Raw genomic sequence first — 26326 nt, forward strand, 5'->3', positions numbered from 1 at the left:
GGACGCGCAGACAGAATCCCGCCGTACCCCCACCCCCCTAGGGGCGCGGGGAACTGCGCGGCCAGCCACCGCGGACCCGCACCCGTCAACGCACACCCGCCCCAGGAGCGCGGGGAACTGCGCGCCCGGCAGGTCGTCGCCCCGAGGGGCCTCGGGGATCAGGCCTCCAGGTCGGGGCGTTTTCTTGGGGCCGGGGAGATTCTTATGCCGTCATGGTCGAAGACGTACAGGTGTGCGAGGTCCACCAGGAGCGGTACCTGCATGCCGGGGCGGAGTGCGTGGTCCGGTGTCGTGCGCACAATCAGATCCCCCGGCAGCCGCGCCTCCGTCGACACCGGCTCAGGCTCCCGCTCCGGCTCCGCGTCCGCGGGGTGTTCCAGCACCACGACAGGCCCGGCCCGCAGCGTCCGCCCCCGCAGCCGGTCGAACACCCGGCCCTCCCGGCGGCGCCGCCCACCCACTCGCGCCACCGGCCGCGGCGCTTCGAGTTCCGGTACCAGCGCGGGCTGCGAACCGGTGTCGAGGTGGACCAGCACCTCGTGCCCCTGGAACTCCACATGCTCGACGAGCCCGCTGATCGCCACCTCCCCGGGCCGCGCCCGCGTGGGCCGGGCCAGGCGGACCGCCTCGGAGCGCAGCCCCACGATGACCTCGCGCCCCTGCTGCACCCGGAGCAGCCGGTGGTCCGGGGACAGCGGTTCGGGCAGGACGAGCGCCTGGCGGCCGAGGCCGATCGACATCGCCCCGTCGAGCGGGGCGAGGACGACTCCCCGCAGGAGGTTGATCCGCGGGGTGCCGATGAAGGCGGCGACGAAGACGTTCTCCGGCAGCGCGTAGACCGTACGCGGTGTTCCGAGCTGCTGGAGCACACCACCGCGCAGAACGGCCACCCGGTCCCCGAGCGACATCGCCTCCGCCTGGTCGTGGGTGACGTACAGGGTCGTGACGTCCAGGTCCCGGGTGAGCCGGGCGATCTCGGCCCGCAGATGGCTGCGGAGTTTGGCGTCCAGGTTGGCCAGCGGTTCGTCCATCAGGAAGGCGGAGGGGTGCCGGGCGATCGCCCGTCCCATGGCCACGCGCTGGCGCTCCCCGCCGGAGAGCTGGTGGGGGAAACGGTCCAGGAGGTCCTCGATGCCGAGCATTCTGGCCGTGGCCTCGACCCGCGGGCCCGGGTCACGGCCGGGCTCTTCGATGCGCAGGGGGAAGCCGATGTTCGCGCGGCTGCTCATGGTCGGGTAGAGCGCGTAGTTCTGGAAGACCATCGCCATGTGCCGTTCGGCGGGCGCGAGATGGTTGGCGTACTCCCCGTCGAGCCGCACCTCCCCCTCGGTGGGCTCCTCCAGTCCGGCGATCATGCGAAGCACGGTCGACTTGCCGCAGCCGGAGGGCCCGAGGAGCACCAGGAACTCACCGGGCTCGATGTCCAGCGACAGCCCCTGCACCACGCGGACGCCCTGCGTGTAGGACTTGCTCACCTGGTGGAGCGAGACGGCACGTGGCATGAGACGTGACCCCCGGGGGCCCACGGGGCACCGATGTGCACGATGCTTCGCGGCCGGACGGTTCGGACGGCCCGTACTGGTACGTACGAGACCTATGAGTCACGGAAGCTAACGGACCGCGCGGGCCCCGGGGAACCCTTTGAACACCTCGAATCGTCGCAACTCAGGCGCCGCCGCGGCCCGTTCGGCGTTTCTCCAGTTCAGGGGAGGGAGGGGTCACGACGCGGCCCGCATCCGTTTCGCCCCCGCCTCCGGTTCCGGTTCCGGCTCCGGCGGCTCCAACGGCCCCCGGCCCGGTACGGCCCTGTCGCAGTCCCAGTCCCGAGGCGATCAGCAGCAGTGCCCCGAGCATCACGAACGGCGCGGCCACGCCCGCGACTCCGGCGATCAGGCCCGCGGTGGCGGGCGCGGCGACCTGGCCGAGCCGGTTGCCGGTCAGCCGCAGGGCGAGCGCGGTGGAGCGGGCGTCGTCGGGGGCCGCCTGGACGACCGTGGTCATCGACAGGGGCTGTCCGACGCCCAGGCAGAAGCCGAGCGCGGCAAGGATCACGGCGAGCGCCCAGACGGGCACGGGCAGCGCGATCCCGGCGCACAGCAGGGCGGCCAGCAGACAGGTCGTGGTGAGCAGCGCGGCCCGGCCGAGCAGCCGCAGCATGGGCGTCATCACCAGCCGACAGGCGATGGTCGCCGCCGCGCGCAGGCTGAGCAGCAGGCCGATCACGGAGGGCGCGATGCCCCGCTGTTCGCCGACCACCGGCAGATACGCGGTGAGGATGTCGGTCGCGGAGAGCACGGCGAGGCTGATGAAGATGCCCGCGGGCACGCCCCGGGTCCGCAGGATGCGGTGCACGGGCACGCGTCCACCCGGTCCCGTACGGGACGTGGACGGCGTACGGTCCTCGATGCGCCACAGGGAGACGAACGAGAACGCGGCGACGCAGCCCGCGACGAGCAGGGCGAGGGCGCTGGTGCCCGCCATGTCGGAGCCGCCGATCAGGGCGCCCGCGGCGATCGGTCCGACGAGCTGGCCGAGCGAGGCGCCGATGGTGAAGTGGCCGAAGTTGCGGTCCTGTTCGTGCGGCGCGGACTGGCGGGCCACGAGCGACTGGGCGCCGATCACGAAGGAGAGGTGTCCGAGGCCCATGACACCGCTCCAGGCCGCCATCGCGGCGAGGGAGTCGGCCGTACCGCTGAGGGCGCAGCCGCCGGCGATCAGGACGACGCCCACCGGCAGCAGCGGGGCGCACCGGCCGTGGTCGGTCCTGCGGCCGAGCGGTACGGCGGCGAAGAGGGGCAGCAGCGCGTACACCCCGGCGATCACACCGATCGCCCGTTCGTCGGCGCCCAGCGCGAGGGCCCGGTAGGAGACGGCGGGCCGTGCCATGGACACCGCCCCCTGCGCGAAGCTGAAGGCGATGACCAGGCGAAGCAGCCAGCCGCGGTTCCTGCCGGGCTTCACAGTGACGTTCTCCATCGGATGGATTCGGCCTCCCGGCCGGGCGTCGGGTGTTTCTGAATACGCGTCCGTGTCCGGGTCAGATGATGCCGAACAGGATTCCGGATCCGAGCACCACGAGTGACGTGAGGGCGGCCCACTTGACGACGAACTTGGTGTGGTCGCCGAAGTCGACCCTGGCCATGCCGACCAGCACGTACACGGCCGGGACCAGCGGGCTCGACATGTGCAGCGGCTGGCCCACGAGGGAGGCGCGGGCGATCTCCAGCGGTGAGACGCCGTGCGCGGTACCGGCCTCGGCGAGGACCGGCAGGACGCCGAAGTAGAAGCCGTCGTTCGACATGAAGTAGGTGAGCGGCAGGCTCAGGGCGCCGGTGACGATGGCCATGTGCGGGCCCATGCCGTCGGGGATGCCGTCGACGAGCCACTTGGCCATGGAGTCGACCATGCCGGTGCCCTGGAGGACGCCGGTGAAGACGGCGGCGGCGAAGACCATGCCGGAGACGTTGAGGACGTTGTCGGCATGCGCGGCGAGACGCTCGCGCTGGTCCGGGATGTTCGGGAAGTTGACGGTCAGGGCGAGCGCCGCGGCGAGCAGGAACAGGACCGGGATCGGCAGCAGTTCCATGATCATGGCGGTGAGCAGGACCGCCGTGAGCAGCGCGTTGAACCAGTACAGCTTGGGACGCAGGGTCGCGCGGTTCGGGTCCAGACCCTGGAGGCGTACGTCGTTCACGTCGTCCTCCTCGGCTCCGCCGCCGGAGCCGCCCGAGGCGTCCGCGTCGGTACCGGAGCCGGTGCCGGAACCCGATCCGCCCGCGGTCTTGGCGAAGCGCACCTTGCCGTCACCGGAGCCACCAGAACTACCGGAGGCACCTGCGGCACCCGCACCGACGAGCACCGTCTCGGTCTCCCGCAGCTCCTCCTCCTGCTCCTCGCCCTTCTCCTTCTCCAGGACGTCGGCCAGGCCCAGCACGCCGAGGCGCTTGCGCTCGCGCAGGCCGAGGACGTACGCGAGGCCGATGACGGCGACCAGGCCGACGGCGAGCGCCGGGATCATCGGGACGAAGATGTCGCCGGCGTCGAGCTTGAGCGCGGTGGCGGCGCGGGCCGTCGGACCGCCCCAGGGAAGGGTGTTCATCACGCCGTTGGCGGTGGCGGCGACACCGGTCATCACCACGAGGCTCATCTTGAGGCGCTTGTACAGCGGGTACATCGCCGAGACCGTGATCATGAAGGTGGTCGAGCCGTCGCCGTCCAGGGAGACGATCGCGGCGAGCAGGGCCGTACCGACGACGATGCGCATCGGGTCGGCCTTGCAGAACTTGAGGATGCCCCGGACGACCGGATCGAAGAGGCCGACGTCGATCATGACGCCGAAGTACACGATGGCGAACATCAGCATCGCGGCGGTGGGCGCGAGGGTGCCCACCCCTTCGATGACGTAGTCGCCGAGGTGGGCGCCTTTTCCGACGAACACACAGAAGAGTGCCGGGATCAGCACCAGCGCCGCGATCGGCGACATCTTCTTCATCATGATCAGGACCAGGAAGGTCGCGATCATGGTGAAGCCGAGGATGGTCAGCATGAGTGGATACCTAACGTTCGCCCTTGAACTCCCACCAGGGACGGCGGTTCGAGTGACGTTAGGTCGGGCCGACAAGTCTTAACAAGATGTTGACACGAGAGCAATAAGCGCAAAACTCCTGGTCACAGCCGTTCACGGCGTGGGGCCCGCCGGCGCGACATCGATGGGTACGCCGTTGAGGACCGCGGTGCCGGACAGCGGGTCGAGCAGGCTGCCGTCCAGGAGCTGGTTGACGTTGACACCGGGGTCCGCGGTGGCGTGCTGCAGCCGGGTGCCGGGCCGGTCGTGTCCCCAGCCGTGCGGCAGGCTCACGACGCCGCGTCGTACGGAGTCGGTGACCTCGGCGGGGGCGACGACCTCTCCCCCGGCGCCCTTCACGCGTACGGGTGTGCCGTCGCCGACGCCGAGGCGTTCGGCGTCGTCGGGGTGGATGTGCAGGGTGCAGCGGTTGGTGCCGCCGGTGAGGGCGGGGATGTTGTGCATCCAGCTGTTGTTGGAGCGCAGATGGCGGCGGCCGACCAGGACCAGGCCGTCGGGGCGCTGCCGGAGGGCGTCCCTGAGCCGCGGGAGGTCGTCGGCGAGCGGCTGCGGAAGCAGTTCCACGAGGCCGCTGCGGGTCTTGAGGGGGCCGGGCAGCCGCGATCGGAGCGGCCCGAGGTCGATGCCGTGGGGCGCGGCCAGCAGCGTCTTCAGGTTGAGGCCGTCGGGGCGGGCGCCGAATCCGTCGCCGTACGGGCCCAGGCGCAGCATCATGTCGAGGCGGCGCTCGGGGCCGGTGTCACCGGTGAGGGCGGCGGCGAGTTCGCGGGGGTCGCGGCCGTGCGCCGGGGAGTGCGGTTCCTTGACGGTCCTGGCGAGGGTCTGGTCGATGACCAGGGTGTCGACGGCGGAGGGGTCGGCGCCGTGCATGCCGGTCGCGGCGAGGACGAGCCGGGCGAGGATCTCCGTCTCGGCCTTCCTGCCGGGTTCCAGGGGGACGGCGGCGCGGGTGTAGCGGACCTGGTTGCGGACGGCGAGGGTGTTGAAGGCGAAGTCGTGGTGCGGGCTCTGCGAGGGCGGGGGCGGGGGCAGTACGACGTGGGCGTGGCGCGAGGTCTCGTTCAGGTACGGGTCGACGCTGACCATGAAGTCGAGCGAGTCGAGGGCCTTGTCCAGGCGGTCGCCGTCGGGGGCGGAGAGGACGGGGTTGGCGGCGACGACGACGAGGGCGCGGACGGGTTCGCCCTCCTCGGTGGCGGTGTCGATCTCCTCGGCGAGTGCGGCGAGCGGCAGTTCGCCCTTGGCCTCCGGGTGACGGCTGACGCGGCTGTGCCAGCGGCCGAGCGCGAAGCCGCGGCCGGGTCCCGCGGGGCGGGGCGTGCGGTCGGTGGCGGCCTGCGGGAAGAGGGCGCCGCCGGGCCGGTCGAGGTTGCCGGTGAGGATGTTGAGGACGTCGACGAGCCAGCTGGCGAGGGTGCCGTGCGGGACGGTGCAGCTGCCGATGCGGCCGTACACGGCGGCGGTGGGCGCGGCGGCGAGTTCACGGGCGAGCGCGCGGATGGTGTCGGCGTCGACGTCGCAGGCCCCGGCGGCGGCCTCGGGCGTGAAGTCGCGTACGGCGTCGCGCAGTTCGTCGTGTCCCTGGACCAGTTCGCTCAGCTCGCCGAGGTCGGTGAGGTGTTCGTCGAAGAGGACGTACGCCATGGCCGCGAGGAGCAGGGCGTCGGTGCCTGGGCGGACGGCGACGTGCCGGTCGGCGAGCTTGGCGGTGCGGGTGCGGCGGGGGTCGATGACCGTGAGGGTGCCGCCGCGCGCCTTGAGGGCCTTGAGCTTGCCGGGGAAGTCGGGTGCGGTGCACAGACTCCCGTTGGACTCCAGGGGGTTGGCGCCGATCAGCAGCAGGTGGTCGGTGTGGTCGAGGTCGGGTACGGGGATCGCGTTGGCGTCGCCGTAGAGGAGGCCGCTGGAGACGTGCTTGGGCATCTGGTCGACGGTGGACGCGGTGAAGACGCTGTGCGTGCCGAGTCCGGAGAGCAGGACGGCCGGGTAGAGGGCGCCGGCCATGGTGTGAACGTTCGGGTTGCCGAGGACGGCTCCTACGGAGTGCGGGCCGTACCGCTCGACGACCGGTCGCAGTCCGGCGGCGACGGCGTCGAAGGCCTCTTCCCAGGTGGCCTCGCGCAGTTCGCCGTCCTTGCGTACGAGGGGGGTGCGCAGGCGGTCCGGGTCACCGTCGGCGGCCCCGAACGACGCCCCTTTCGGGCAGATGAACCCCTGGCTGAACACATCGTCGCGGTCCCCGCGCGCGCTCGTCACCCGGGTCCCCTCGATGGTGAGCGTCAGCCCGCAGGTGGCCTCGCAGAGCGGGCAGATGCGCAGGGCTGTACGGGAGTGGGAGTCGGCGGTGGTGGACACGGGTCCTCCCGGAGGGAACGGCGACGACGGTGGCGCTCTGACCGGGCCGAGCATACCGACCGGTATGAACGGTGGGGAGGGGGTGCGGGACGCCGATGTTCGCGCGTCCCGGAGCCGGCGGCGGGGCGGGCGTCCGTCACCGCCGCACGGCCGGTCAGTCGAGCGAGCGTGAGAGATACGCCCGGAGCAGTTCCCGCGTCTCGCCTATGACCCGCTCGTCGCCCGCCGGGTCGAGGCGGAAGGCGAGCTGGACGAGGGTGTCGGCGGCCTCGACGGCGATGAGGAAGATCCGCCGGAGGTCGTCGTCTGGGGCGCGGTCGAGATACGTGGAGAGCATGTCGGTCAGCCGGTCGGCGACGCGGGTGTTGGGCTCGGCGTCGCGGGTGCCGACGGGTATCTGGTTGCCGAAGTCGACGAGCGAGAAGCCGGGGGCGGTGCGCTTCATGGCGAGGTACTCGTCGAGGACCGCGTCCATCGCCACCCGCCAGCCCGCTCCGCTGCCGGTCTCCCGGAGCCGCTGGGTGACGCGGTCGGTGTAGATGTCCAGGTTGCGCTGGGCGAGCGCGTCGACCATGGCCCGTTTGTTGCCGAAGAACCGGTAGACCGACCCGATGGGCACGCCGGCGCGCAGGGCGACGGCACGGGTGCTCAGGGCGTCGTAACCGACCTCGTCCAGGAGGTCGGCGCAGGCGTCGAGGATGCGGGTCAGTCGTTCGGCACTACGGCGCTGGACGGGCGCGCGGCGCAGCGAGGTCGCTTGGGGCACGGGCTTCATGATGCCTTTCCGCCGGGGTCCGGTGAACCTTGCCCTTGGGTACGAAATGGGTGCCCGTACCACTCATCCGACGGGGCGGGTGGCTTTCCGCGGGGGCGCGCACCACCTGGCGTGGCGGCCGTGGGGAACGCCCCCCGCAGACGGTGCAGGTCATGCACCGCTGCTCACGAGAACAGGGGGCAGGAGCAGGAGGCTGCCGGCCAGGGCGGCTGGGGTGGCCCGGGGCGGCGGGCCGTCGGCCGGGGCGGGCAGGAGCGCGCCGCCCACCGGGGACTCCGCGGACCGCGCGGCCCCGGCCGTCGACGCCCAGCCGTCTTCCGGGGACACCGACGGTGTCGTTCGGTGGGAGGTCGGTGCGGGGGCCGGGTTCGACACCGTGATGTCCGCCGTGCCGGCGACCGGCTCGCCGTCCACGGCCCATACCGTGTCGTCGTCGGCGTGCAGGCGCACCGTCACCTGGTGGGTGCCGCGCGGGACGATGTCGCCCGCCAGGTGGTGGGTCGGACCCCGGAGCAGGGCCAAGGGGCGGTCGTCCAGCCGGAGCAGCGCGTACCCGCGGCCCGGTTCGGCCTTCTTCTCCGTGCCGGCCGGGGAGAAGCGGAAGTCGTGGACGGTCAGCCTGACGTCCCAGCCCGCGTCGGCGTCGTCGGCGGCACCGCCCGCCGCGGGCTGTATCTCGATCTCGACCTCGGGTGCGCTCTTCTTGTCGATCTCACGGTAGTGCCGCCCCTCCTCGTCCGTGTCCTTCAGCACCCTGCCCACCGGTGACGGTCTGACCTCGTCGTCCTCGCGCGCGCCGCCGGACCCGCAACCCGTCGCTCCGGCGAGCAGAGCTCCGAACAGGGCACAGACCGCGAGCGCGGTGAGGAATGCGCGCGTCCACGACATGCCGGGAGATTAGAGCACCGCTCCGACAGCCGGATCCCCCTTGAGTCGGGTTCTTGGGCCCAGTCGGGTGGTCCGGCCCCCACTCCTGGCCACCCTCCTCGGGTCTGGCGCGAACCCGCCGCCTCCCGCCGGGCCCCGGCCCCTCCCTCTTGCGCACCGATTCACCGAATCCTACGGTGATACATAGGAATCAGAACGAGGGAGCGATCACTCATGAGCGGGGACGCGCGCAACGGCGCCACGGCACTGCGGAAGACCGCCGAGGCGCTGACGTATCTCTCCGGGTTCGGCAACGAACACAGTTCGGAGGCGGTCCCGGGCGCCCTCCCGCACGGGCGCAACTCACCGCAGCGGGTCCCGCTCGGGCTGTACGCGGAACAGCTGAGCGGCTCGGCGTTCACCGAGCCGAGGGCGCACAACCGCCGTTCGTGGCTGTACCGCATCCGCCCGTCGGCCGCGCACCCCGCCTTCACCCGCACGGACAACGGCACCCTGCGCTCGGCCCCCTTCACCGAGTCGGTGCCGGACCCCAACCGGCTGCGCTGGAACCCCCTGCCGGAGCCGGCGCCGGACACCGACTTCCTGGCGGGCCTGTGGACCCTCGGCGGCAACGGCGACGCCACCCAGCGCACCGGTATGGCCGTGCACCTGTATCACGCCAACTCCTCGATGCGGAGGGTCTTCAGCGACGCCGACGGCGAGCTGCTGATCGTGCCCGAACACGGCGGGCTGCTCCTGCGCACCGAGTTCGGGCTGCTGCATGTGGAGCCAGGACATGTGGCGCTCATTCCCCGTGGGGTCCGCTTCCGTGTGGAGCTGCTGGGCGATGCCTCCGACACTGACGGGCAGACCACACACCCGACCGCCCGGGGTTATGTGTGCGAGAACTATGGGGCGCCCTTCCAGCTCCCCGACCTCGGCCCGATCGGCGCCAACGGGCTCGCCAACCCCCGGGACTTCCGCGCACCGGTCGCCGCGTACGAGGACGCGGAGGGCGACGGGCACGGAGGGAACACCGCCGGGCCCGTGGAAGTGGTCAACAAGTTCTGCGGCAACCTCTGGACGGCGATGTACGACCACTCGCCGCTGGATGTCGTCGCCTGGCACGGCAACCATGTGCCGTACGCCTACGATCTGAGCCTTTTCAATGTGATCGGCACCATCAGCTACGACCACCCCGACCCGTCCATCTTCACCGTGCTGACGTCACCGTCCGACACCCCTGGCCTCGCCGGCGTCGACTTCGTGGTCTTCGCGCCGCGCTGGCTGGTGGGCGAGGACACCTTCCGGCCGCCCTACTTCCACCGGAACGTGATGAGCGAGTACATGGGGCTCATCGAGGGCGCGTACGACGCGAAGGCGGAGGGGTTCGTGCCGGGCGGCGGTTCGCTGCACAACATGATGTCCGCGCACGGCCCCGACCGGGAGACCTTCGAACGGGCCAGCGCCGCCGAGCTGCGACCGCAGAAGATCGACGACGGTCTGGCCTTCATGTTCGAGACGCGCTGGCCCGTCACCGCCACCGCGCAGGCCGCCCGCGCCGGGCACCTGCAGGCCTCGTACGACGACGTGTGGCAGGGGCTGGAGCGGCACTTCCGGGCGGGCGGGCGGCCGTGACGGCGCACGGCCCCCGCAGGCCCCGGAGGACCGCCTCCCGTGGCCGCCCGTCGTGAGCGCCCGTTGCAACCGACGCCCGCGACCGGTACGGATACCCTCGTGACCTCCTTCGCGCCGGACTCGATCGTCCTGAACCGCAAGCTGCCGCTCTGGTATCAGGTGTCGCAGTCCCTGCGCGCCTCGATACTCGGACGGTCCGCGCAGGATCCGCTGCGCCTGCCCACCGAGGAACAGCTGGCGGAGCACTACGGGGTGAGCGTGCTGACCATGCGGCAGGCGCTCAAGGAGCTGGAGAGCGAGGGGCTCATCACCCGGCACCGCAGACGCGGCACGTTCATCGAGCCGAGCGCCCTGCGGGGCGCGCCGGTCCGCCTCCTCGGCTCGGTCGACGCCATCGTGGCCCAGCAGTCCGGCATGACGACGGAACTGCTCGACCACGGCAGCGAGCCCGTGTCCGGCGAACTCTCCGCGTACTTCCCGGATCTCGCCGAGGTGGCCACGTACCACCGGCTGCGCAGCGACGAGAAGACCGGTGAGCCGACCAACCACGCGCGCAACTACGTGCGGCCGGAGCTGGCGGCCCTGTTCGATGCGGAGGATCTGGTCCGCTGGCCCATGACCAAGGTCCTGCGGGATGTCGCGGGGGCGAAGATCGGCCAGATCACCGACACCGTCGAGGCGCGGCTCGCCGACCCGGAGACCGCCCGGCTGCTCCAGGTCCCGCTGCTGAGCCCGATCCTGCACTACACGGGCGTCGTGCACGGCGCGGACGGCCGGGCGCTGGACGTGGTCCGCATCCACTACCGGGGCGACCGTTTCTCGTTCACCGTCACCCTCGACGCCCACTGACCGTGCGGGACCCGTACGCCGCCAACAGGCCACGTCGTACGATGCCGAGCGTGACGCACGACGACGCTCCGCTGCTCGCGGACCTCATGCCGTGGTCCGTCGCACCTCCCCGGCTGGGCCGGGCGTGGCCGGCGGCCCCCGACCCGGCGTCCCTGAAAGCGCGGTGGGACGCCCTGGTGAAGGCCGAGGGGCCCGACCGGGAGGCGTTGTTCGGCGCCACCCGCGCGCGGACCCTGCACTCGGCCGTGGGACAACTGCCCGGCCAGGCCTCCGGTACGGGCCGGCTGGCGCGCGCCTCGGGCCCGTGCGCGGAACCGGTCCGGATCCAGACCGGCCCGTTCGACGAGCAGTGGCTGATCCCCGACCACCGGCTGATCGACGCGGCGCGTCCCGAGCTGTGGCGGGTGGCCGACGAGCACCAGGTGTTCGCGGTCGAGCAGCCGCCCTCGCCCGACGGCCCTGCGCTCCTCGTCGCGTCGGTGCTGCCGGTCGTCCCGCCGCAGCCGAAGCCTCCCGGGACGAAGGCGGCCCCCGTCGCCCGTCCCGGCCGCGTGCACCCCCTGTACCGGCGCCCCGGCGGCCTCGAACCGAACCTGGCACCGGGCCTGTTGGACCTCCTGGCCGAACGCCTCGGCCACTCCCCCGCCCCGCCGGACGTCCTCGCCTGGACGGTCGCGGTCGCCGGCCGGGGGCCGCGCGGGGTGACCGTCCCGCTCACGGCCGATCCCGAACTATGGGCGCACGGTAAGGAGTTGGGTCACCGCATGCTGTGGCTGATGCGCCGCGACGGCGAGCGGCCCAAGCTCCCCGGGGGCCGCCGCCCGTACGTACGGGCCCCGCTGCCGCCCTTCCCGGTCGAACCGCGCTACGACCGCGAGGAGGAGACCCTCCACCTCGACGAGGGCCGTATCTCCCCCGTCCCGCCCGCGGCCTGGGACTTCGAGGTCGGCGGCGTCCGCGTCCTGGACCAGTGGTTCGGCAGCCGGATCACCCGCCCCGAGCCCGGCACGCTGGAGGCCGTCCGCCCCACGACCTGGCCCCAGCCCTGGACCACGGACCTCCTGGAACTGGTGACGGTCCTGACCCTGCTGACCGAACTGCGCGCACAACGGCAGGAGTTGACGATCAGCTCCCTCATCACCCCGGCGGATCTGCACAAGGCGGGCGTCCTCCCACCCCCCACCACCACCCGCCACCCAGCCTCGGTCCTGACCCACGAGGAGGAGGGCCCGGAGGGCCAGTTCACCCTGCTGTAAGCCCCACTAGGGGCGCGGGGAACGGCGCAATCTTTTGTCTTTCAGGGGCGCGGGGAACTGCGCGACCAGCCACGACGCACCCGCAGCCGCCCGACACCCCGCCGTCCCCACCCCCTCCCGCGGAGCCCTCAGCCAGAGACCTCGCGAGACGGGTCAAACCCGTCGAGCACCCGTTCCAACGCCCGCCCAAACACCGCCCCCAGATCAATCGGCCCCGAGTCCTCCGCGAACGCCGCAGCCATCCGTGGATAGGCCCCACTGGCCACCTGGCCCCCCAGATACGCCCCCCGCACCGCGTTCTCCCGCTCCTCGGACCACGGCAGCGCGCGCGCCCGCTCGGCGGTGGCCAGCTCGTTGCCGACGTACGTCGTCACCACGCCGTTGACCATCGCGACCAGCTCGAACTTCGTCCCGTACGTGCCGTCGAAGGAGTCGAGGCAGGCCAGGCAGTGCTCCAGATACCGCAGGGCGTTCGGGCTGAAGCCGTAGACCGGTGACATCAGGGCCGGCAGCCAGGGATGCCGGTGCATCAGCGCCCGCGCCTGGTACGCGACCCGGAGCATGTCGGCCCGCCAGTCCCCCGCCGGCTCCCACAGCTCGTGCTCGGCGCTGACGGCGTCGACCATCAGCTCGTACAGGTCCTCCTTGCGGGGCACGTAGTTGTAGAGCGACATCGTCCCGCAGCCCAGCTCGGCCGCGACGTGCCGCATCGACACGGCGTCGAGCCCCTGCGCGTCCGCGATCAGCACGGCCGCGGCCGCGATGTCGGCGCGAGTGAACGCGGGCTTCGGCCCCCGCCCCGTGCGCTCGGGTCGGGCCCAGATCACTTCGGGTACGTCGGCACGTCCTGCCATCGGTGTCGCCAGCCCTGCCATCGGTGGATCCTGTCGTCACCATCCTAGTTACGTACAGCGTACGTAATGCGCTATGGTCGGGCCATGCCTACTACGTACGGCGTACTTAGTGAGGGTCTGGAGAAGCGCTTCAAGGACGTCCACGCCCTGCGCGGGCTGGATCTCGCGGTGGCGGAGGGCACGGTCTGCGGGCTGCTCGGCCCCAACGGCGCGGGCAAGACCACGGCGGTACGGCTGCTCACCACCCTGCTGCGGCCCGACGCGGGGTCCGCCCGGATCGCGGGGCACGATCTCGTACGGGAGCCGGCCGCCGTGCGCCGCGCGATCGGCGTCACCGGGCAGTACGCCTCGGTGGACGGCGACCTCACGGGCCGGGAGAACCTGCGGCTCTTCGCGCGGCTGCGGCGCCTCCCGAAGACCGCCGCACGGGCCGACGAACTGCTCGAACGCTTCGAGCTGACCGACGCGGCGGACCGGACCGCGTCCACCTACTCGGGCGGTATGCGGCGCCGTCTCGACCTGGCCGCCTGCCTGCTCACCCGGCCCGCCGTGCTCTTCCTCGACGAGCCGACGACGGGCCTCGACCCGCACAGCCGCAACCAGATCTGGGAGGCCGTGCGCGCCCTGCGGTCCGAGGGCACGACCGTCCTGCTCACCACGCAGTACCTGGAGGAGGCGGACCAACTCGCCGACGACATCGTGCTGGTGGACCGGGGCCGGGCCGCGCACTCCGGGACGCCCGCCGAACTCAAGGCGCTCATCGGCTCGTACGCGGAGGCGGTCGTCGCCCACGCGGACGCGATGGCGGGCGCGGCGGCCGTGCTGGACCGGCTGACCGGCTCCGCGCCGACCTTCGACCAGGAGCGGCACGCGGTCGGCGCGGTCACCACCGACCCGACGCTCACGCTGCCCCGGCTGGTACGCGAACTCGACGCCGCCGGGGTGCCGTTGCTCGACGTGAGCCTGCGCGCGCCGACCCTCGACGACGTCTTCCTCCGCCTGACCGACGCCCGGACCGACCAGAAGGAGCTCGTGACATGAGCGCACCCACACCCACACCCACACCTGTCTCCGCCCTGGCCTACGACGGAACCGCGATGCTGGGCCGCCAACTGCGCCGCATCCGGCACAATCCCGGCCTGCTGATCCTCACCCAGACCATGCCGGTCACGATGCTGCTGTTCTTCGGGTACGTCTTCGGCAGCGCGCTGGCCATGCCCGGCGAGGAGTACCGGGCCTTCCTGGTGCCGGGGCTGCTGGTCGCGACGGCGGCCAACGGCATCATGACGGGCATGTTCCAGGCGGCCCAGGACTCGCACCGGGGCGTCACGGACCGCCTCCGTACGCTGCCGATGAGCAGGGCCGCCGTACCGCTCGGGCAGGCCGCCGCCGACCTCGTCGTCACCGCGGCCGGTACCGTGCCGTTCCTGCTCGTGGGGCTCGCGGTGGGCTGGCGGATCGAGGGCTCCGCGCTCGAAGCGGTGGCCGCCGTGGGGCTGTTGCTGCTCTTCCGGTTCGCGACCACGTGGATCGGGATCCTTCTGGGGCTCGTCTCACGCAGCGAGGAGGCGGCCGGGCAGCTCGGGGGCGCGACGTTCATCCTGCCCCTGCTGTCGAACGCGTACATCCCGACGGACAACCTGCCGGGCTGGCTGCGCACGCTCGCCGAGTGGAACCCGATCAGCGCGGTCACCACGGCCCTGCGGGACCTGTTCGGCAACGCACCGGTACCGCCGGACGGCGCCTGGCCGGTAACCCACCCCATCGCAGGCTCACTGGCCTGGTGCGCGCTCCTCATCACCATCTTCATGCCACTCGCGATACGCCGATACGCAACCGGCCACCACTGACCCCCGCCCCAAAGGGGCGCGAGGAACTGCGCGGCCCACCCCCACACACCCGCAGCCGACAAACCCACCCACCGCCCCCCCCTCCCCGGGGCACACCCCCACCCCAAAGGGGCGCGGGGAACTGCGCGACCAGCCCCCACGCACCCGCACCCAACAAACCCACCCACCGTCCCCACCCCTCCCCGGGGCACACCCCCGCCCCAAAGGGGCGCGGGGAACTGCGCGACCAGCCCCCACGGACCCGCAGCCACCCAACCGACCGCCGCCCCACCCCTAGGCACATGCATGACAAAGCCGCGGCCCACAGGCCATGATCCCCGCATGGAGTCGCAGCCCCTGCCCCTGGAGGGCATCACCGTCGTCGCCGTCGAGCAGGCCGTCGCCGCGCCCTTCGCCACCCGGCAGCTCGCCGACCTGGGGGCACGGGTGATCAAGGTGGAGCGCCCGGACGGCGGCGACTTCGCGCGCGGCTACGACACCGCCGCGAACGGACTCGCCTCGCACTTCGTGTGGTGCAACCGCGGCAAGGAGTCCGTCGCCCTCGACCTGAAGGACCCGCGCGGACTCGACGTGGTGCGCCGCCTGATCGCCGGCGCCGACGTCTTCGTACAGAACCTCGCGCAGGGCGCCGCCGCGCGGCTCGGCCTCGACGCGGCGACCCTGTGCGCCGCGCACCCGCGGCTGATCGCCGTGGACATCTCGGGGTACGGGCCTTCGGGTCCCTACGCCGGCAAGCGGGCGTACGACATGCTCGTGCAGTGCGAGGCGGGTCTGGTGTCCGTGACCGGGACGCCCGGGCAGCCGGTCAAGGCGGGCATTCCGGCAGCCGACATCGCGGCGGCGATGTACGCGTTCTCGGGGGTCCTCGCGGCACTGGTGCGGCGCGGGACGACCGGGCGCGGCGGGCCGGTGGAGGTGGCGATGCTGGACGCGCTGGCCGAGTGGATGGGGCATCCGCTGCACCATGCGATGCACGGAGGAACTCCCCCGGCGCGCACGGGGCTCGCGCACGCCGTCATCGCCCCGTACGACGGCTATCCGACGGGTGACGGCGGTCGGGTGCTGTTGTCGGTGCAGAACGACCGCGAGTGGTGCCGCCTCGCCGAACAGGTGCTGGAGCGGCCGGAGCTGGCCCACGATCCGGCGTACGCGACGAACGCGGCCCGGGTCGAGCACCGGGACCGTACCGACGGTCTGGTCGCCGCGGCGCTCGCGGCGCTGACCGCGGAGGAGGCGGTGGCGCGGCTTGAGGCGGCCGGGATCGCCTGCGCGCTGCTGAGGGACGTGACGGAAGTGGCGGAGCATCCGCAGCTGGCGGCCAGGGACCGGTGGCGGGACGTGCCGTCGCCGGTCGGGCCGCTACGGGCTCTGCTGCCGCCGATCACGCTGCCGGGCGGGGACGCGGCGAGAATGGGGCCCGTACCCGCACTCGGGGAACACACCGAGGCGGTGCTGCGTGCCGTGGGGATGACGGACGATGAGATCGCAGCACTGCGCCGGGACGGTGTGTCCGCCTGAGCGCGGGTCGGGGTTCTGCTGGTCCTGCTGGTACTGCCGTTGCCGCTGGTCCTGCTCGGTTCGGCCGCCTCTCAGCGACCGGGGTCGCCTGTCAGCGGCCGCCGAACAGGGAACGGCGCAGCCGGCGCAGTGGCGCGAAGAGCGAGACCCGCCTCACGCGCGCACTCCTGCCGGTGCGGTCGTGCGCGGTGTCACGTGCGGTCAGTTCGCGCATCAGAGACGTCGCCTCGGCCGCCTCGCGCTGAGGGATGGCAGGGCCACCCATCACCGAAAGATGGCGGTCGAGGCGCGAACTGGTCGCGCTGCTCCCACACGTGATCGCAGGGACTCGCGCCCTGCCACGCACTGTTATCTGTTCCATGTCACTCCCCACCCATACGAGGGCACCCGGCCCGGGCAGGTTAACCCTATCGCTCCCTCATCACACTCGTGTATCCCGGGCACGGGATTCACCTACCCGCAAAGGGGGTTGACGATTACTCTCCGAATCCGAGCGATTTCAGGGCGAGTTGGACAACCGGTGCGGTGGTGGGCTGCGGAGAGCCGCCGGACGGCTCGACGGTGACAGCGAGTGAGGTCGCGTCCGTATTCAGTCCGGTGGCAATCAAGGGCGTGTCGCCGTCGAGGAGCCCCAGGGAGCGCGGTTTCTCCTCCGGTCGCATGAGCCACAGCTGGTGGACCCCTTCGTTCGAAGGCGTACCGAGTCCGGCCGCGGTGACGACGGCGGTCTTCTGGGAGGCGGACGCGACGACACCGATACCGCGGCCGTTCGCGTCACGTCCGGCGGCGGCCCGTGCGTCCGGCGCTCCGAGAACGTGGGCGATCTCACGTGCCTGCGCCTGCTGTTCGGCCAGCTGGTCCTGTGTCCGGGACGCCTGCATGCCGAAGAGCGCGGCGACGACGAGGGCGGCGGCGGCCGTGGTGGAGGCGAGCGGGACGAGGAAGACCGAGAAGGGTGAGCGGCGGGCGCGGGAGGGCGGCCGTTCCGCGCGTGCGCGGGGCTGGGGCTCCGCGGAGGCCGACTCCTGAGGGGTCGTCCGGATGGCCGTCAGGACCCGGTCGCGCATGGCGGCGGGGGCCGGGGCGGCCGTGGACCAGGCGAGGCGCACAGCGTCCTCGCGCAGGGCGCGCACTTCGGCGGCGCAGCTGTCGCAGCGCTTCAGGTGCTTCTCGAATCGCTTGTGCTCATGGGGTTCCAGGGCGTCGAGGGCGTACGGGGCGGCCAGCGAGTGCAGATCACCGCGGCGGAAGAGGGTGCTCATGCGACACCTCCGAGGCAGTCGCGCAGCCGCGTGAGTCCGTCGCGCATGCGGGTCTTGACCGTGCCGAGCGGCAGGGAGAGCCGTTCGGCGACCTCACGGTAGGTGTAGCCGTCGTAGTAGGCCAGGGTGACGGACTGTCGTTGCAGGGCGGTGAGCCGGTCCAGGCAGCGGCGTACCCACTCCCGTTCGAGGCCGGCCTCGACCTCCTCGGCGACGTGGTCGAAGGCGGGGCCGTTCGCCCGCCGGGCCATGCGCAGTTCGCGTTCCGTGGCGGAGCGGGCGCTGCGGACCCGGTCGACGGCCCTGCGGTGCGCGAGGGTCAGGACCCAGGCGAGCGCGGTGCCGCGCCCGGGGTCGTAGCGCGCGGCGGAGCGCCAGAGTTCGAGAAGCACCTCCTGCGCCACCTCCTCGGACTGGGCCGGATCGCGCACCACCCTGCGCACCAGTCCGAAGACCGGCCCGGACACCAGGGCGTACAGATCCTCGAAGGCCTTCTGGTCGCCTCCGGCCACGAGCACCAGAAGTTCGTCCGCCTCCACCCGTTTCCCCCTTCGCCGGTCTGAACGGCTCGTCCCGTCCTCACGTATTCGGCGCAGGAACGCCGTCGGATGGGGTTACGGATCAGCCGCTCGAAAACGCGGGTGAATTTCGAACCAATCCTTATTCCCCCCGGCTCCGAATGGCGTGCATCAGGCATCACCCACCGACGCGGTACGAGCGTGGGGGCGGACCGGTCGACAGGTCCCTCCCGCCACATCACCGCCGGAACACAGCTTTGGGACAGAGGACGGACGGCATGACACCTTTCACCAGTGGGTTCGTGGGACGCAGGAGCCTCGCGACCCTTGTCTGCGGTGCGCTGGCCACCGGCGGGCTCGCGGCCGTCGGCGTGACCGCGCTCGAACCGGGGGCGGCCAGCGCCTCCAGTCACCGGGAGGCTCCGCTCATCTCGGGGCAGCCGCAGTACGACAACACCGACGTGTACGCGTTCGCGAGCCCCGACAAACCGGATACGACGACCATCATCGCCAACTGGATCCCGTTCGAGGAGCCGGCCGGCGGACCGAACTTCTTCCCGTTCGCCGAGGACGCCCAGTACGACCTGCACATCGACAACAACGGTGACGCGCAGGGCGAACTGGTCTTCCGCTACACGTTCGAGACGCACGTCAAGAACGACAAGACCTTCCTGTACAACACCGGCCCCGTCGAGAGCCTCGACGACCCGGACCTCAACATCACGCAGACGTACGACATAGACCTGCTGCAGCTCAAGGACCAGCACCTGGTCAAGAAGACGAAGTACGCGGACGACGTGGCGGTCGCGCCGTCGAACGTCGGCAAGGCGTCCATGCCGGACTACGCCAAGCTCCGTTCCGAGGCCGTCCACGAACTGCCGGGCGGGGCGACGACGTTCGCCGGTCAGGCGGACGACCCGTTCTTCCTCGACCTGCGCGTCTTCGACCTGCTGTACGGCGGGAACCTGTCGGAGGTCGGCAACGACACCCTCAAGGGCTACAACGTCAACTCGGTCGCCCTCCAGCTCCCGAACGACGTGATCCAGGAGTCGGCCGACCAGCCGATCGTGGGCATCTGGTCGACGACGCAGCGCAAGAACGCGAGCGGCCACTACCGCCAGGTCTCGCGCCTGGGCATGCCGCTGGTGAACGAGGTCGTCAACCCGATCAAGGACAAGGACAAGTTCAACGCGTCCGCGCCCTGGAACGACGGTGACTTCCTGAAGAACGTCACGGAGCCCGAGCTGCCGAAGCTCATCGAGGCGATCTACAAGATCGAGGCGCCCGACGAGCCCCGCAACGACCTGGTCGACGTGTTCCTGAAGGGCGTCGAGGGTCTCAACCAGCCGCCGCACGTGCGTCCTTCGGAGATGCTGCGCCTCAACACCTCCATCAAGCCGGCCACCGAGGAGAAGCGTCTCGGTGTGCTGGACGGCGACAACGCGGGCTTCCCGAACGGCCGCCGGCTCGGCGACGACGTGCTGGACATCGCGCTGCAGGTCGTCGAGGGCGAACTGGTCGGCTCCAAGAACGACCTCGGTGACGCCGTCGACAAGAACGACGTGAAGTTCGAGAAGACGTTCCCGTACGTCGGTCAGCCGACCTCGGGTTCGCGCGGGCCGCTGGCCAAGGGCACGACCGGCACCAACGACGTCCGCAACCAGCTCGGTGACGCGCTGCAGCCCGCCGGTACGACCGGCACGGGCGGTATGGACGACACCACGCTGATCGCCGTCTCGGCGGCCTCGGGCGCGGCCGGGTTCCTGCTCGTCGGCACGGGTCTGCTCTGGTGGCGCAGCCGCCGCCGGTCGTACTGACCCGCGGCCTGCCGGCATCCCTGACTGGCGCGGTCCGTGCGTAACCGTCCCCCACGGCGCACGGGCCGCGCCACCCACCGCGGCGAACGCATCCATCACGTGAACCACCTTTTCCAGCACGGCGATTGAGGAGAGCGCAATGTCCCCGCGTAGCAACGACGACGCGCAGGAGAGGGACCTCGTCGACGAGGCCGCCGTCCCGGCCGGGACGGCAGAGACAGCGGCCGACCCGACCGGGGCGGCCACGACGGCCGAGACGGCAGGGGCGGCCGAAACGGCAGGGACCGACCGGCCCGCGCCCGGGGAGCGCCGCGGGTCCGGGCGGTCGCGGGTGCTGCAGCTCGCGGCCTGCGCCGTCGCTCTCGCCGTCGCGATGACCGCGGGGGCCGTGGTGCTGGGCAACCGGGACGGCGACGGTACGAGCACGGTGTCGTCCGCGCCCGGCCTCGATCCCGAACTCCTGGCGGGCGGCAGCCTGGCCTCGGGCATCTCCGCACTGCAGTCCCATCTCAAGGCGCAGCCCAAGGACTCCGGCGGCTGGGCCACGCTGGGCATGGCCTATGTCGAGCAGGCCCGCACCAACGGCGACCCGTCCCGCTATCCGCAGGCGCAGCGCGCGCTGGAGCGGTCGCTGAAGCTGAGCCCCGACAACGATCCGGCGCTGGCGGGCCGGGCGGCGCTCGCCGCGGCCCGGCACGAGTTCCCCGAGGCGCTGGCCTTCTCGGAGAAGGCACTGGACGAGAACGCCTTCAACGAGCGCGCGCTGTCGGTCCGTATCGACGCCCTGGTCGAGCTGGGCCGCTACAAGGAGGCGGCGAAGGCCGCCGACGAGGCCGACTCCCGCCGCCCGGGCGTCCCGGTCTTCACCCGGTACGCCTATGTGCGTGAGCTGCGCGGCGACATCGGGACGGCACGCCGCGTCCTGAAGCAGGCGCTGGCCGGTGCCACCGCGCCCGGGGACATCGCGTACGTGGCGGGTTCGCTGGGCCAGCTCTCCTGGCGCGAGGGCGACTACGACGTGGCGCTCACGTACTACGAGCAGGCGCTGCGGGCCGACAAGACCTATCTGCCGGCGCTGGAGGGCCGCGCCCGCGCGCAGGCCGCGAACGGCGACCGGGCGGCCGCGATCCGCGGGATGGAGGAGGTCGTGGCGCGCTTCCCGCTGCCGGGACCGCTGGTCGTGCTCGGCGAGCTGTACGAGGCACGCGACGACGAGGGGGACCCGGCGAAGGCCCGCGACCAGTACGCGCTGGTCGACGCCTGGACCTCGCTGGCCCGCGCCAACGGCGTCAACGCCGATCTGGACACCGCCCTCGCGGCGGCGGACCACGGCGACCGCAAGGCCGCCCTGCGCGCCGCCCGAGCGGAGTGGGAGCGCCGGCACACCGTGCACACCGCGGACGCGCTCGCCTGGGCCCTGCACGTCAACGACCGTGACGACGAGGCCCTGGCCTACGCCCGGCGGGCCACGGCGACCGGCTACCGCGACGCCACGTTCCTCTACCACCGCGGCGTGATCGAACGCGCCACGGGCCACGAGAAGGAGGCCCGCGGCAGCCTGTCGTCGGCGCTCGAACTCAACCCGGGCTTCTCGCCGGTGGGCGCGAAGCAGGCCAAGAAGGCACTGACCGCCCTGGGCGGTGCCCGGTGAGCGCCGCCGTACTGCGCGGGCTCCGCTCCCGCCTCACCCGCAACCGCGGGTCGTCCCTGCGCCGCCGCGCGTACGGGTCCTGCGCGGCCGTGCTCATGGCCGCCTGCGCGCTCGTGCTGATCCCCTCCGGGACGGCCTCGGCGCATCCGCTGGGAAACTTCACCGTCAACCGGTACGACGGTCTCGTCGTCGCGCCCGGAAAGCTGCGGGTCCTGCATGTGGAGGACCTCGCGGAGATCCCGGCGACCCAGGCGCAGCCCGCCATCGACAAGGCGGGCATGGGGAGTTGGGCCCGGGAGCGGTGCGAGGCGGCGGCCGGGAAGAGCCGGGTGACCGTGGACGGGAAGCCCGTCGCGCTTGCCGTCGGCGAGAGCCGTGCCCGGGTGCGGCCCGGACAGGCCGGCCTCAAGACGCTGCGGGTGGAGTGCCGTTGGACGGCTCCGCTGCCCGACGGGAACCTGGCGGTGCGCTTCCACGCCTCCGTGGACGACGGACCGGGCTGGCGCGAGGTCACCGCGCGCGGCGACCGGATGACGCTCGCCTCCTCCGACGTACCCGAGAAGTCCGTCTCGGGTGAACTGACCAAGTACCCGGCGGAGTTGCTGTCGTCGCCCGCCGACACGGCGTCCGCCGCGCTGCGCGTGCGCCCCGGTGGTCCCGCGCTCGTCGAGGAGGACACCGACGCGCCCGCCTCGTCCGTGCTGCCGCGCGGCGCCGACCGTTTCACGCGCGCGCTGGACGACTTGGTCTCCCGCCAGGACCTGACCTTCGGTTTCGCCCTGCTGGCCCTGGCGCTCGCGGTCCTCCTCGGCGCGCTGCACGCGCTCGCGCCGGGGCACGGCAAGACGCTGATGGCCGCGACGGCCGCGGCCCGCGGCGGCCGGGCGGGTATGCGCGACGTCCTGCCCCTGGCGGCGTCGGTGACCATCACCCACACTCTCGGCGTCGCGGCGCTGGGCCTCCTGGTCACCGCCGGCTCGGCGGCGGCGCCCTCCGTGGTGACCTGGCTGGGCGTGGCGAGCGGCGCCCTCGTGATGGCGGCCGGCCTCACCCTCGTACGACGGGCCTGGCGGAACCGAGCCCCTGCCCACGCTCCGGCACACGAGCACACACACGAAGGCGGGCACGCGCACACGCACGAGGCTGGGCACGCGCACGAGCACGAAGGTGGGCACGCGCACACGCACGAGGCTGGGCACGCGCACGAGCACGGTCAGGGGCATGAGCACGGTACCGGGCACACCCACCAGCACGACAACGCCCTGGCCGGCGTCCACGAGCGTCGGCCCGTACTCGCGCACTCCCACGCCGGCGGTGCGGCCCGGACCTCGGGGCACGGCACCGCCGCCGCCCTCCTGGAACCGCCCCCGCACAGCCGTTCCGAGAAGGACGGCCACTCCCACGACCACGGTGACGGCCGTTCCCGCACCCACACCCACACCCATGGCGGCTTCACCCACAGCCACGAGATCGCGCCGACCCTGCGCGGCACGATCCTGCTCGGCTTCGCCGGCGGGCTGGTGCCGAGTCCGTCGGCCGTCGTCGTCCTGGTGGGCGCCGCCGCCCTCGGCAAGGCCTGGTTCGGGCTGCTGCTCGTCCTCGCGTTCGGCGTCGGACTCGCCCTGACCCTCACGGCGGCCGGGGTCGCCGTGGTCAAGCTGGGCAGTGGGGTGAGCCACGTGCTGGCGACCCGCTCACGCTGGGCCGGCGGGCCGGTGGTCGCGCTGGTACGCAGGACCGTGCCCCTGGGGTCCGCGTTCGTCGTCGTGGCCCTCGGGGTCGGACTGGTGCTCAAGGGGGCGGCAACCGCACTCGGTTGAGCTACTTTTGTTCAGAATCGTGCGGATGCGAATGGGGGACGCCCGTGTCCGAAGAGCCGGGCAGTGAACGTGTGATCGCGGGCCGCTACCGTCTTCTCTCGCCGCTGGGCGAGGGCGGGATGGGGACGGTGTGGCGGGCCCGCGACGAGGTGCTGCACCGCGAGGTCGCCGTCAAGGAGGTACGGGCCCCGGGCGGGCTGCCGGGCCCCGACGTCGAGCGGATGTACGCCCGACTGGAACGGGAGGCGTGGGCCGCGGCCCGGGTCTCGAACCGCAATGTGGTGACGGTCTACGACGTGGCGATGGAGGACGGCCGCCCGTGGATCGTGATGGAGCTGATCCGCGGGATCGCGCTGTCCGACGCGCTGGACGCCGAGGGCCCGATGCCTCCTCAGCGCGCCGCCCACATCGGCGCGGAGGTGCTCTCCGCGCTGCGGGCCGCGCACGAGGCGGGAGTCCTGCACCGGGACGTGAAGCCGGGCAACGTCCTGCTGTCGAACGACGGCCGGGTCGTGCTCACCGACTTCGGCATCGCCACGGTCGAGGGCAGTTCGGCGCTGACGATGACCGGCGAGGTGATCGGCTCGCCCGAGTTCCTCGCCCCTGAGCGGGCGCTGGGGCGTACGCCGGGGCCCGAGTCCGACCTGTGGTCGCTCGGTGTGCTTCTGTACGCGGCCGTCGAGGGGAACTCCCCGTTCCGCCAGAACACCCCGCTCAGCACCCTGCGCGCGGTGGTCGACGAGGAGTTGCCGCCGCCGCTGCGGGCGGGTCCGCTCGCCCCGGTCGTCGAGGGGCTGCTGCGCAAGGACCCGGCGGAGCGCATGTCGGCCGAGGACGCCGAGCGGGATCTGCGGCTCGTCTCGGGCGGCGGAACGCCCCGTACGGGCACCCTCCCCTACGCGCCGACGGTCGCCACGTTCCCGCAGCCGGACCAGCGGGACGCGACGCGGCCGTCCCCGGTGCCGGCGTACTCACCCGCCGCACCCGGCCCGCAGACCCCGACCGCCACGACGACGACCGCCCAGCCCGACCGTCCCCGGCGCGCCATGATCGTGATGATCGCGGGCCTGGCCGCGCTCGCCCTGGCCATCGCGGGCCTGAGCTACGCGCTCGTCAACCGCGGCAACGGGGGCGACGGCGGGAACGGGGCCAAGAGCTCGAACGGCGGGACCACGAGCGGCGGCTCGACCGGCGGGAACGACAGCGGCGCGAGCAACGGGAGCGACGGGGGCGGCACCGACGGCGGCTCGACGACGGAGAACTCCGGTACGAGCGGGTCGGACGGCGGCTCGACCACGGGCGGCGGGGCCACGACGCCCACGCCCACCCAGTCCGTGAAGGTGACGGTCTCGGGCTCGCACACCGACTACACCGGTGCCTGCCCGCCGCCCGAGGCGGGGGCTCCGACCTTCACGGCGACGTTCACCGTGGGCGTCGTACCGGTCGATGTGCAGTACCGCTGGGTGACGGAGACCGGCGAGGTGTCCGACCCCGGCTGGAAGACGCTCTCGTTCCCGCAGGGCGGCGGGAAGAGCAAACAGAACACGGTCGTCCTGACGACGTACGACACGTCGGGGACGCTCACGAACAAGATCGGTGTGGAGGTCCGCAGCCCGCAGCAGACGAAGTCGAACCAGGTGCCCTTCTCGGTCACCTGCGAGACGGAGGCCCCGACGGGCGGGACCTCCGGCTCCGGTTCTCCCCAGGCACTGGCTCCGAACGGGGTGCTCAGGTCCTGGGGGTGAGCAGGCCGCGGGGCGGATCGGGCCCGCGGAATCGGTCAGGCGGCGGCGGTGAAGACGGGCAGGTAGCCGCCCGACTGGCCGGCGGCGGTCGGGTGGTAGGACTCGCCGATGTTCAGCCAGTTGACGCTGTGGAGCCAGGCGCTGCCGGAGCAGATCTCGTGGTTCGTGAACGTGGGGCGTACGTCGCCGAACGTGAAGCCGTGGTCGGCGGCGCGCTTGGCGATGGCGCTGTCCAGGTAGTCGGCGGCGCCGTTGATGGCGGCCCGTTCCGTCTCGGAGAGACCGGCCAGGCAGCTGCCGCTCAGCTTGTAGAAGCGGGGGTAGCCCAGGACGACCACCTGGGCGGCCGGGGCCTTGGCGCTGATCGCCGAGTAGACCGAGTCGAGCTTGCCGGGGAGGGTCGAGTCGACGTACGCCTTCGCCGTGTTGACGCGGGCGACGCATGCGCTGTCGGACTGCAGGACGCAGGTCGTCATGACGTCGGCGAACCCGGCGTCGTTGCCGCCGACGGAGATCGAGACGAGGCCGGTGCCGGAGTTGAGCGGGCTCAGCTGGTTCGCCAGAACATCACCCGTACGAGCGCCCGAGCAAGCGGTGAAGTCGAAGGACGAGGGTGAATGCGCGGCCGCCCAGAGGTAGGGGTAGGCCTTCGTGCTGCGCTTGCAGTCGCCGCTGGAGCTGATGTAGCTGCCCGCGCCGACGCCGGAGGAGTAGGAGTCGCCGAGGGCCACATAGCCCGTGGCGGCGGCTTGTTGGGACGCCTGGGCCGTCGCTGCCCCGGTGAGGGCGAAAGCGGCGGCGAGGAGAAGTGAGGTCACGTATGCCGTAAGTCGGGAACGTCTCATGGAACCTCCCTTTAGCAGGATCTCTGCCGTGACTTTGGTACCAGCCGCGCGTGTCGCCAGGAAGCGTTCATGCCAAGACTTTTCTGGTCAGGCAGGTAGTTCTTCCTGGCGTTCACCACAC

21 protein-coding genes are annotated in these 26326 nt (G+C 72.1%); 10 read left to right on the forward strand and 11 right to left on the reverse strand.

Annotation, left to right across the window (positions count from 1 at the left end):
- Nucleotides 1–158 precede the first annotated feature (158 nt).
- From ACZ60E_RS20735 to ACZ60E_RS20760, 6 genes are all read right to left on the reverse strand, one after another.
- On the reverse strand, nt 159–1502 hold the full coding sequence (locus tag ACZ60E_RS20735) for an ABC transporter ATP-binding protein (protein ID WP_384812794.1): 1344 nt from the start codon (nt 1500–1502) through the stop codon (nt 159–161).
- A 163-nt stretch (nt 1503–1665) separates the two neighbouring features.
- Entirely contained in the window at nt 1666–2961 is a 1296-nt protein-coding gene (locus ACZ60E_RS20740; protein WP_469442287.1) for an MFS transporter, read from the reverse strand.
- A 76-nt stretch (nt 2962–3037) separates the two neighbouring features.
- A complete protein-coding gene (locus ACZ60E_RS20745; protein WP_469442203.1) occupies nt 3038–4546 on the reverse strand; it encodes a CitMHS family transporter in 1509 nt (502 codons plus the stop codon).
- 132 nt (nt 4547–4678) lie between these two features.
- Nucleotides 4679–6994 (reverse strand): molybdopterin oxidoreductase family protein, encoded by a 2316-nt coding sequence (locus ACZ60E_RS20750; protein ID WP_469442204.1) that lies wholly within the window; start codon nt 6992–6994, stop codon nt 4679–4681.
- 100 nt (nt 6995–7094) lie between these two features.
- Nucleotides 7095–7715 (reverse strand): TetR/AcrR family transcriptional regulator, encoded by a 621-nt coding sequence (locus ACZ60E_RS20755; protein WP_384812785.1) that lies wholly within the window; start codon nt 7713–7715, stop codon nt 7095–7097.
- Nucleotides 7716–7865: 150 nt separating this feature from the next.
- A complete protein-coding gene (locus ACZ60E_RS20760) occupies nt 7866–8603 on the reverse strand; it encodes a hypothetical protein (RefSeq protein WP_469442206.1) in 738 nt (245 codons plus the stop codon).
- 213 nt (nt 8604–8816) lie between these two features.
- Between ACZ60E_RS20760 and hmgA the strand changes: the two genes are divergently transcribed.
- The 3 genes from hmgA (at nt 8817) to ACZ60E_RS20775 (ending at nt 12325) form a co-directional block, all read left to right on the forward strand.
- Nucleotides 8817–10220, forward strand: coding sequence for a homogentisate 1,2-dioxygenase (gene hmgA / locus ACZ60E_RS20765; RefSeq protein WP_469442207.1), 1404 nt, complete (start codon nt 8817–8819; stop codon nt 10218–10220).
- A gap of 99 nt (nt 10221–10319) precedes the next feature.
- Nucleotides 10320–11069, forward strand: coding sequence for a GntR family transcriptional regulator (locus ACZ60E_RS20770; protein ID WP_385835877.1), 750 nt, complete (start codon nt 10320–10322; stop codon nt 11067–11069).
- A gap of 41 nt (nt 11070–11110) precedes the next feature.
- Complete coding sequence (locus tag ACZ60E_RS20775; protein ID WP_469442209.1) at nt 11111–12325, forward strand: type ISP restriction/modification enzyme; 1215 nt, start codon at nt 11111–11113, stop codon at nt 12323–12325.
- 128 nt (nt 12326–12453) lie between these two features.
- Here ACZ60E_RS20775 and ACZ60E_RS20780 read toward each other — a convergent pair whose 3' ends face one another.
- Nucleotides 12454–13179, reverse strand: a complete 726-nt coding sequence (locus tag ACZ60E_RS20780; RefSeq protein ID WP_469442289.1) for a TetR/AcrR family transcriptional regulator — start codon at nt 13177–13179, stop codon at nt 12454–12456.
- An 84-nt stretch (nt 13180–13263) separates the two neighbouring features.
- On the opposite strand from ACZ60E_RS20780, the gene ACZ60E_RS20785 reads away from it, so the two are divergent.
- The 3 genes from ACZ60E_RS20785 (at nt 13264) to ACZ60E_RS20795 (ending at nt 16547) form a co-directional block, all read left to right on the forward strand.
- Nucleotides 13264–14220: an ATP-binding cassette domain-containing protein gene (locus ACZ60E_RS20785; RefSeq protein ID WP_469442211.1), complete on the forward strand. Its 957-nt coding sequence runs from the start codon at nt 13264–13266 to the stop codon at nt 14218–14220.
- Nucleotides 14217–15029, forward strand: a complete 813-nt coding sequence (locus tag ACZ60E_RS20790; RefSeq protein WP_469442213.1) for an ABC transporter permease — start codon at nt 14217–14219, stop codon at nt 15027–15029. The genes ACZ60E_RS20785 and ACZ60E_RS20790 overlap by 4 nt, the downstream gene beginning before the upstream one ends.
- Nucleotides 15030–15350: 321 nt before the next feature.
- The gene (locus ACZ60E_RS20795; RefSeq protein WP_469442215.1) at nt 15351–16547 is read left to right on the forward strand and encodes a CaiB/BaiF CoA transferase family protein; all 1197 of its coding nucleotides are present in this window, start codon (nt 15351–15353) and stop codon (nt 16545–16547) included.
- Between the two features lie 91 nt (nt 16548–16638).
- On the opposite strand, the gene ACZ60E_RS20800 is transcribed toward ACZ60E_RS20795, so the two are convergent.
- The 3 genes from ACZ60E_RS20800 to ACZ60E_RS20810 all read right to left on the reverse strand — a co-directional run bounded on the left by ACZ60E_RS20800 (nt 16639) and on the right by ACZ60E_RS20810 (nt 18396).
- The gene (locus tag ACZ60E_RS20800) at nt 16639–16908 is read right to left on the reverse strand and encodes a hypothetical protein (RefSeq protein WP_107021126.1); all 270 of its coding nucleotides are present in this window, start codon (nt 16906–16908) and stop codon (nt 16639–16641) included.
- 115 nt (nt 16909–17023) lie between these two features.
- Nucleotides 17024–17809 (reverse strand): anti-sigma factor, encoded by a 786-nt coding sequence (locus ACZ60E_RS20805; protein WP_469442217.1) that lies wholly within the window; start codon nt 17807–17809, stop codon nt 17024–17026.
- Nucleotides 17806–18396: a sigma-70 family RNA polymerase sigma factor gene (locus ACZ60E_RS20810; protein ID WP_210890244.1), complete on the reverse strand. Its 591-nt coding sequence runs from the start codon at nt 18394–18396 to the stop codon at nt 17806–17808. Before ACZ60E_RS20810 ends, ACZ60E_RS20805 begins: the two co-directional genes overlap by 4 nt.
- 209 nt (nt 18397–18605) lie before the next feature.
- On the opposite strand from ACZ60E_RS20810, the gene ACZ60E_RS20815 reads away from it, so the two are divergent.
- The 4 genes from ACZ60E_RS20815 (at nt 18606) to ACZ60E_RS20830 (ending at nt 25360) form a co-directional block, all read left to right on the forward strand.
- A complete protein-coding gene (locus ACZ60E_RS20815; protein WP_384812761.1) occupies nt 18606–20144 on the forward strand; it encodes a DUF4331 domain-containing protein in 1539 nt (512 codons plus the stop codon).
- A gap of 139 nt (nt 20145–20283) precedes the next feature.
- Entirely contained in the window at nt 20284–21795 is a 1512-nt protein-coding gene (locus tag ACZ60E_RS20820; RefSeq protein ID WP_469442219.1) for a tetratricopeptide repeat protein, read from the forward strand.
- A 95-nt stretch (nt 21796–21890) separates the two neighbouring features.
- Nucleotides 21891–23615: an urease accessory protein UreH domain-containing protein gene (locus ACZ60E_RS20825; protein WP_469442292.1), complete on the forward strand. Its 1725-nt coding sequence runs from the start codon at nt 21891–21893 to the stop codon at nt 23613–23615.
- 44 nt (nt 23616–23659) lie between these two features.
- Nucleotides 23660–25360 carry a serine/threonine-protein kinase gene (locus tag ACZ60E_RS20830; protein WP_469442220.1) on the forward strand — a complete coding sequence of 567 codons (1701 nt, stop codon included), beginning with the start codon at nt 23660–23662 and terminating at the stop codon, nt 25358–25360.
- 35 nt (nt 25361–25395) lie between these two features.
- Here ACZ60E_RS20830 and ACZ60E_RS20835 read toward each other — a convergent pair whose 3' ends face one another.
- A complete protein-coding gene (locus ACZ60E_RS20835; RefSeq protein WP_469442221.1) occupies nt 25396–26205 on the reverse strand; it encodes an SGNH/GDSL hydrolase family protein in 810 nt (269 codons plus the stop codon).
- Nucleotides 26206–26326: the final 121 nt, after the last annotated feature.

Source organism: Streptomyces sp. NPDC102514 (genome assembly GCF_055584525.1).

Bases quoted from the DNA above. Each gene is read 5' to 3' on its own strand.
- ACZ60E_RS20780 (WP_469442289.1), bottom strand. From the start codon at position 13,179: ATGGCAGGACGTGCCGACGTACCCGAAGTGATCTGGGCCCGACCCGAG.
- ACZ60E_RS20755 (WP_384812785.1), bottom strand. From the start codon at position 7,715: ATGAAGCCCGTGCCCCAAGCGACCTCGCTGCGCCGCGCGCCCGTCCAG.
- ACZ60E_RS20835 (WP_469442221.1), bottom strand. From the start codon at position 26,205: ATGAGACGTTCCCGACTTACGGCATACGTGACCTCACTTCTCCTCGCC.
- ACZ60E_RS20785 (WP_469442211.1), top strand. From the start codon at position 13,264: ATGCCTACTACGTACGGCGTACTTAGTGAGGGTCTGGAGAAGCGCTTC.
- ACZ60E_RS20815 (WP_384812761.1), top strand. From the start codon at position 18,606: ATGACACCTTTCACCAGTGGGTTCGTGGGACGCAGGAGCCTCGCGACC.
- ACZ60E_RS20795 (WP_469442215.1), top strand. From the start codon at position 15,351: ATGGAGTCGCAGCCCCTGCCCCTGGAGGGCATCACCGTCGTCGCCGTC.
- ACZ60E_RS20775 (WP_469442209.1), top strand. From the start codon at position 11,111: ATGCCGAGCGTGACGCACGACGACGCTCCGCTGCTCGCGGACCTCATG.
- ACZ60E_RS20750 (WP_469442204.1), bottom strand. From the start codon at position 6,994: ATGCTCGGCCCGGTCAGAGCGCCACCGTCGTCGCCGTTCCCTCCGGGA.
- ACZ60E_RS20825 (WP_469442292.1), top strand. From the start codon at position 21,891: ATGGCCGCCTGCGCGCTCGTGCTGATCCCCTCCGGGACGGCCTCGGCG.
- ACZ60E_RS20805 (WP_469442217.1), bottom strand. From the start codon at position 17,809: ATGAGCACCCTCTTCCGCCGCGGTGATCTGCACTCGCTGGCCGCCCCG.
- ACZ60E_RS20800 (WP_107021126.1), bottom strand. From the start codon at position 16,908: ATGGAACAGATAACAGTGCGTGGCAGGGCGCGAGTCCCTGCGATCACG.
- ACZ60E_RS20735 (WP_384812794.1), bottom strand. From the start codon at position 1,502: ATGCCACGTGCCGTCTCGCTCCACCAGGTGAGCAAGTCCTACACGCAG.
- ACZ60E_RS20745 (WP_469442203.1), bottom strand. From the start codon at position 4,546: ATGCTGACCATCCTCGGCTTCACCATGATCGCGACCTTCCTGGTCCTG.
- ACZ60E_RS20820 (WP_469442219.1), top strand. From the start codon at position 20,284: ATGTCCCCGCGTAGCAACGACGACGCGCAGGAGAGGGACCTCGTCGAC.
- hmgA (WP_469442207.1), top strand. From the start codon at position 8,817: ATGAGCGGGGACGCGCGCAACGGCGCCACGGCACTGCGGAAGACCGCC.
- ACZ60E_RS20790 (WP_469442213.1), top strand. From the start codon at position 14,217: ATGAGCGCACCCACACCCACACCCACACCTGTCTCCGCCCTGGCCTAC.
- ACZ60E_RS20760 (WP_469442206.1), bottom strand. From the start codon at position 8,603: ATGTCGTGGACGCGCGCATTCCTCACCGCGCTCGCGGTCTGTGCCCTG.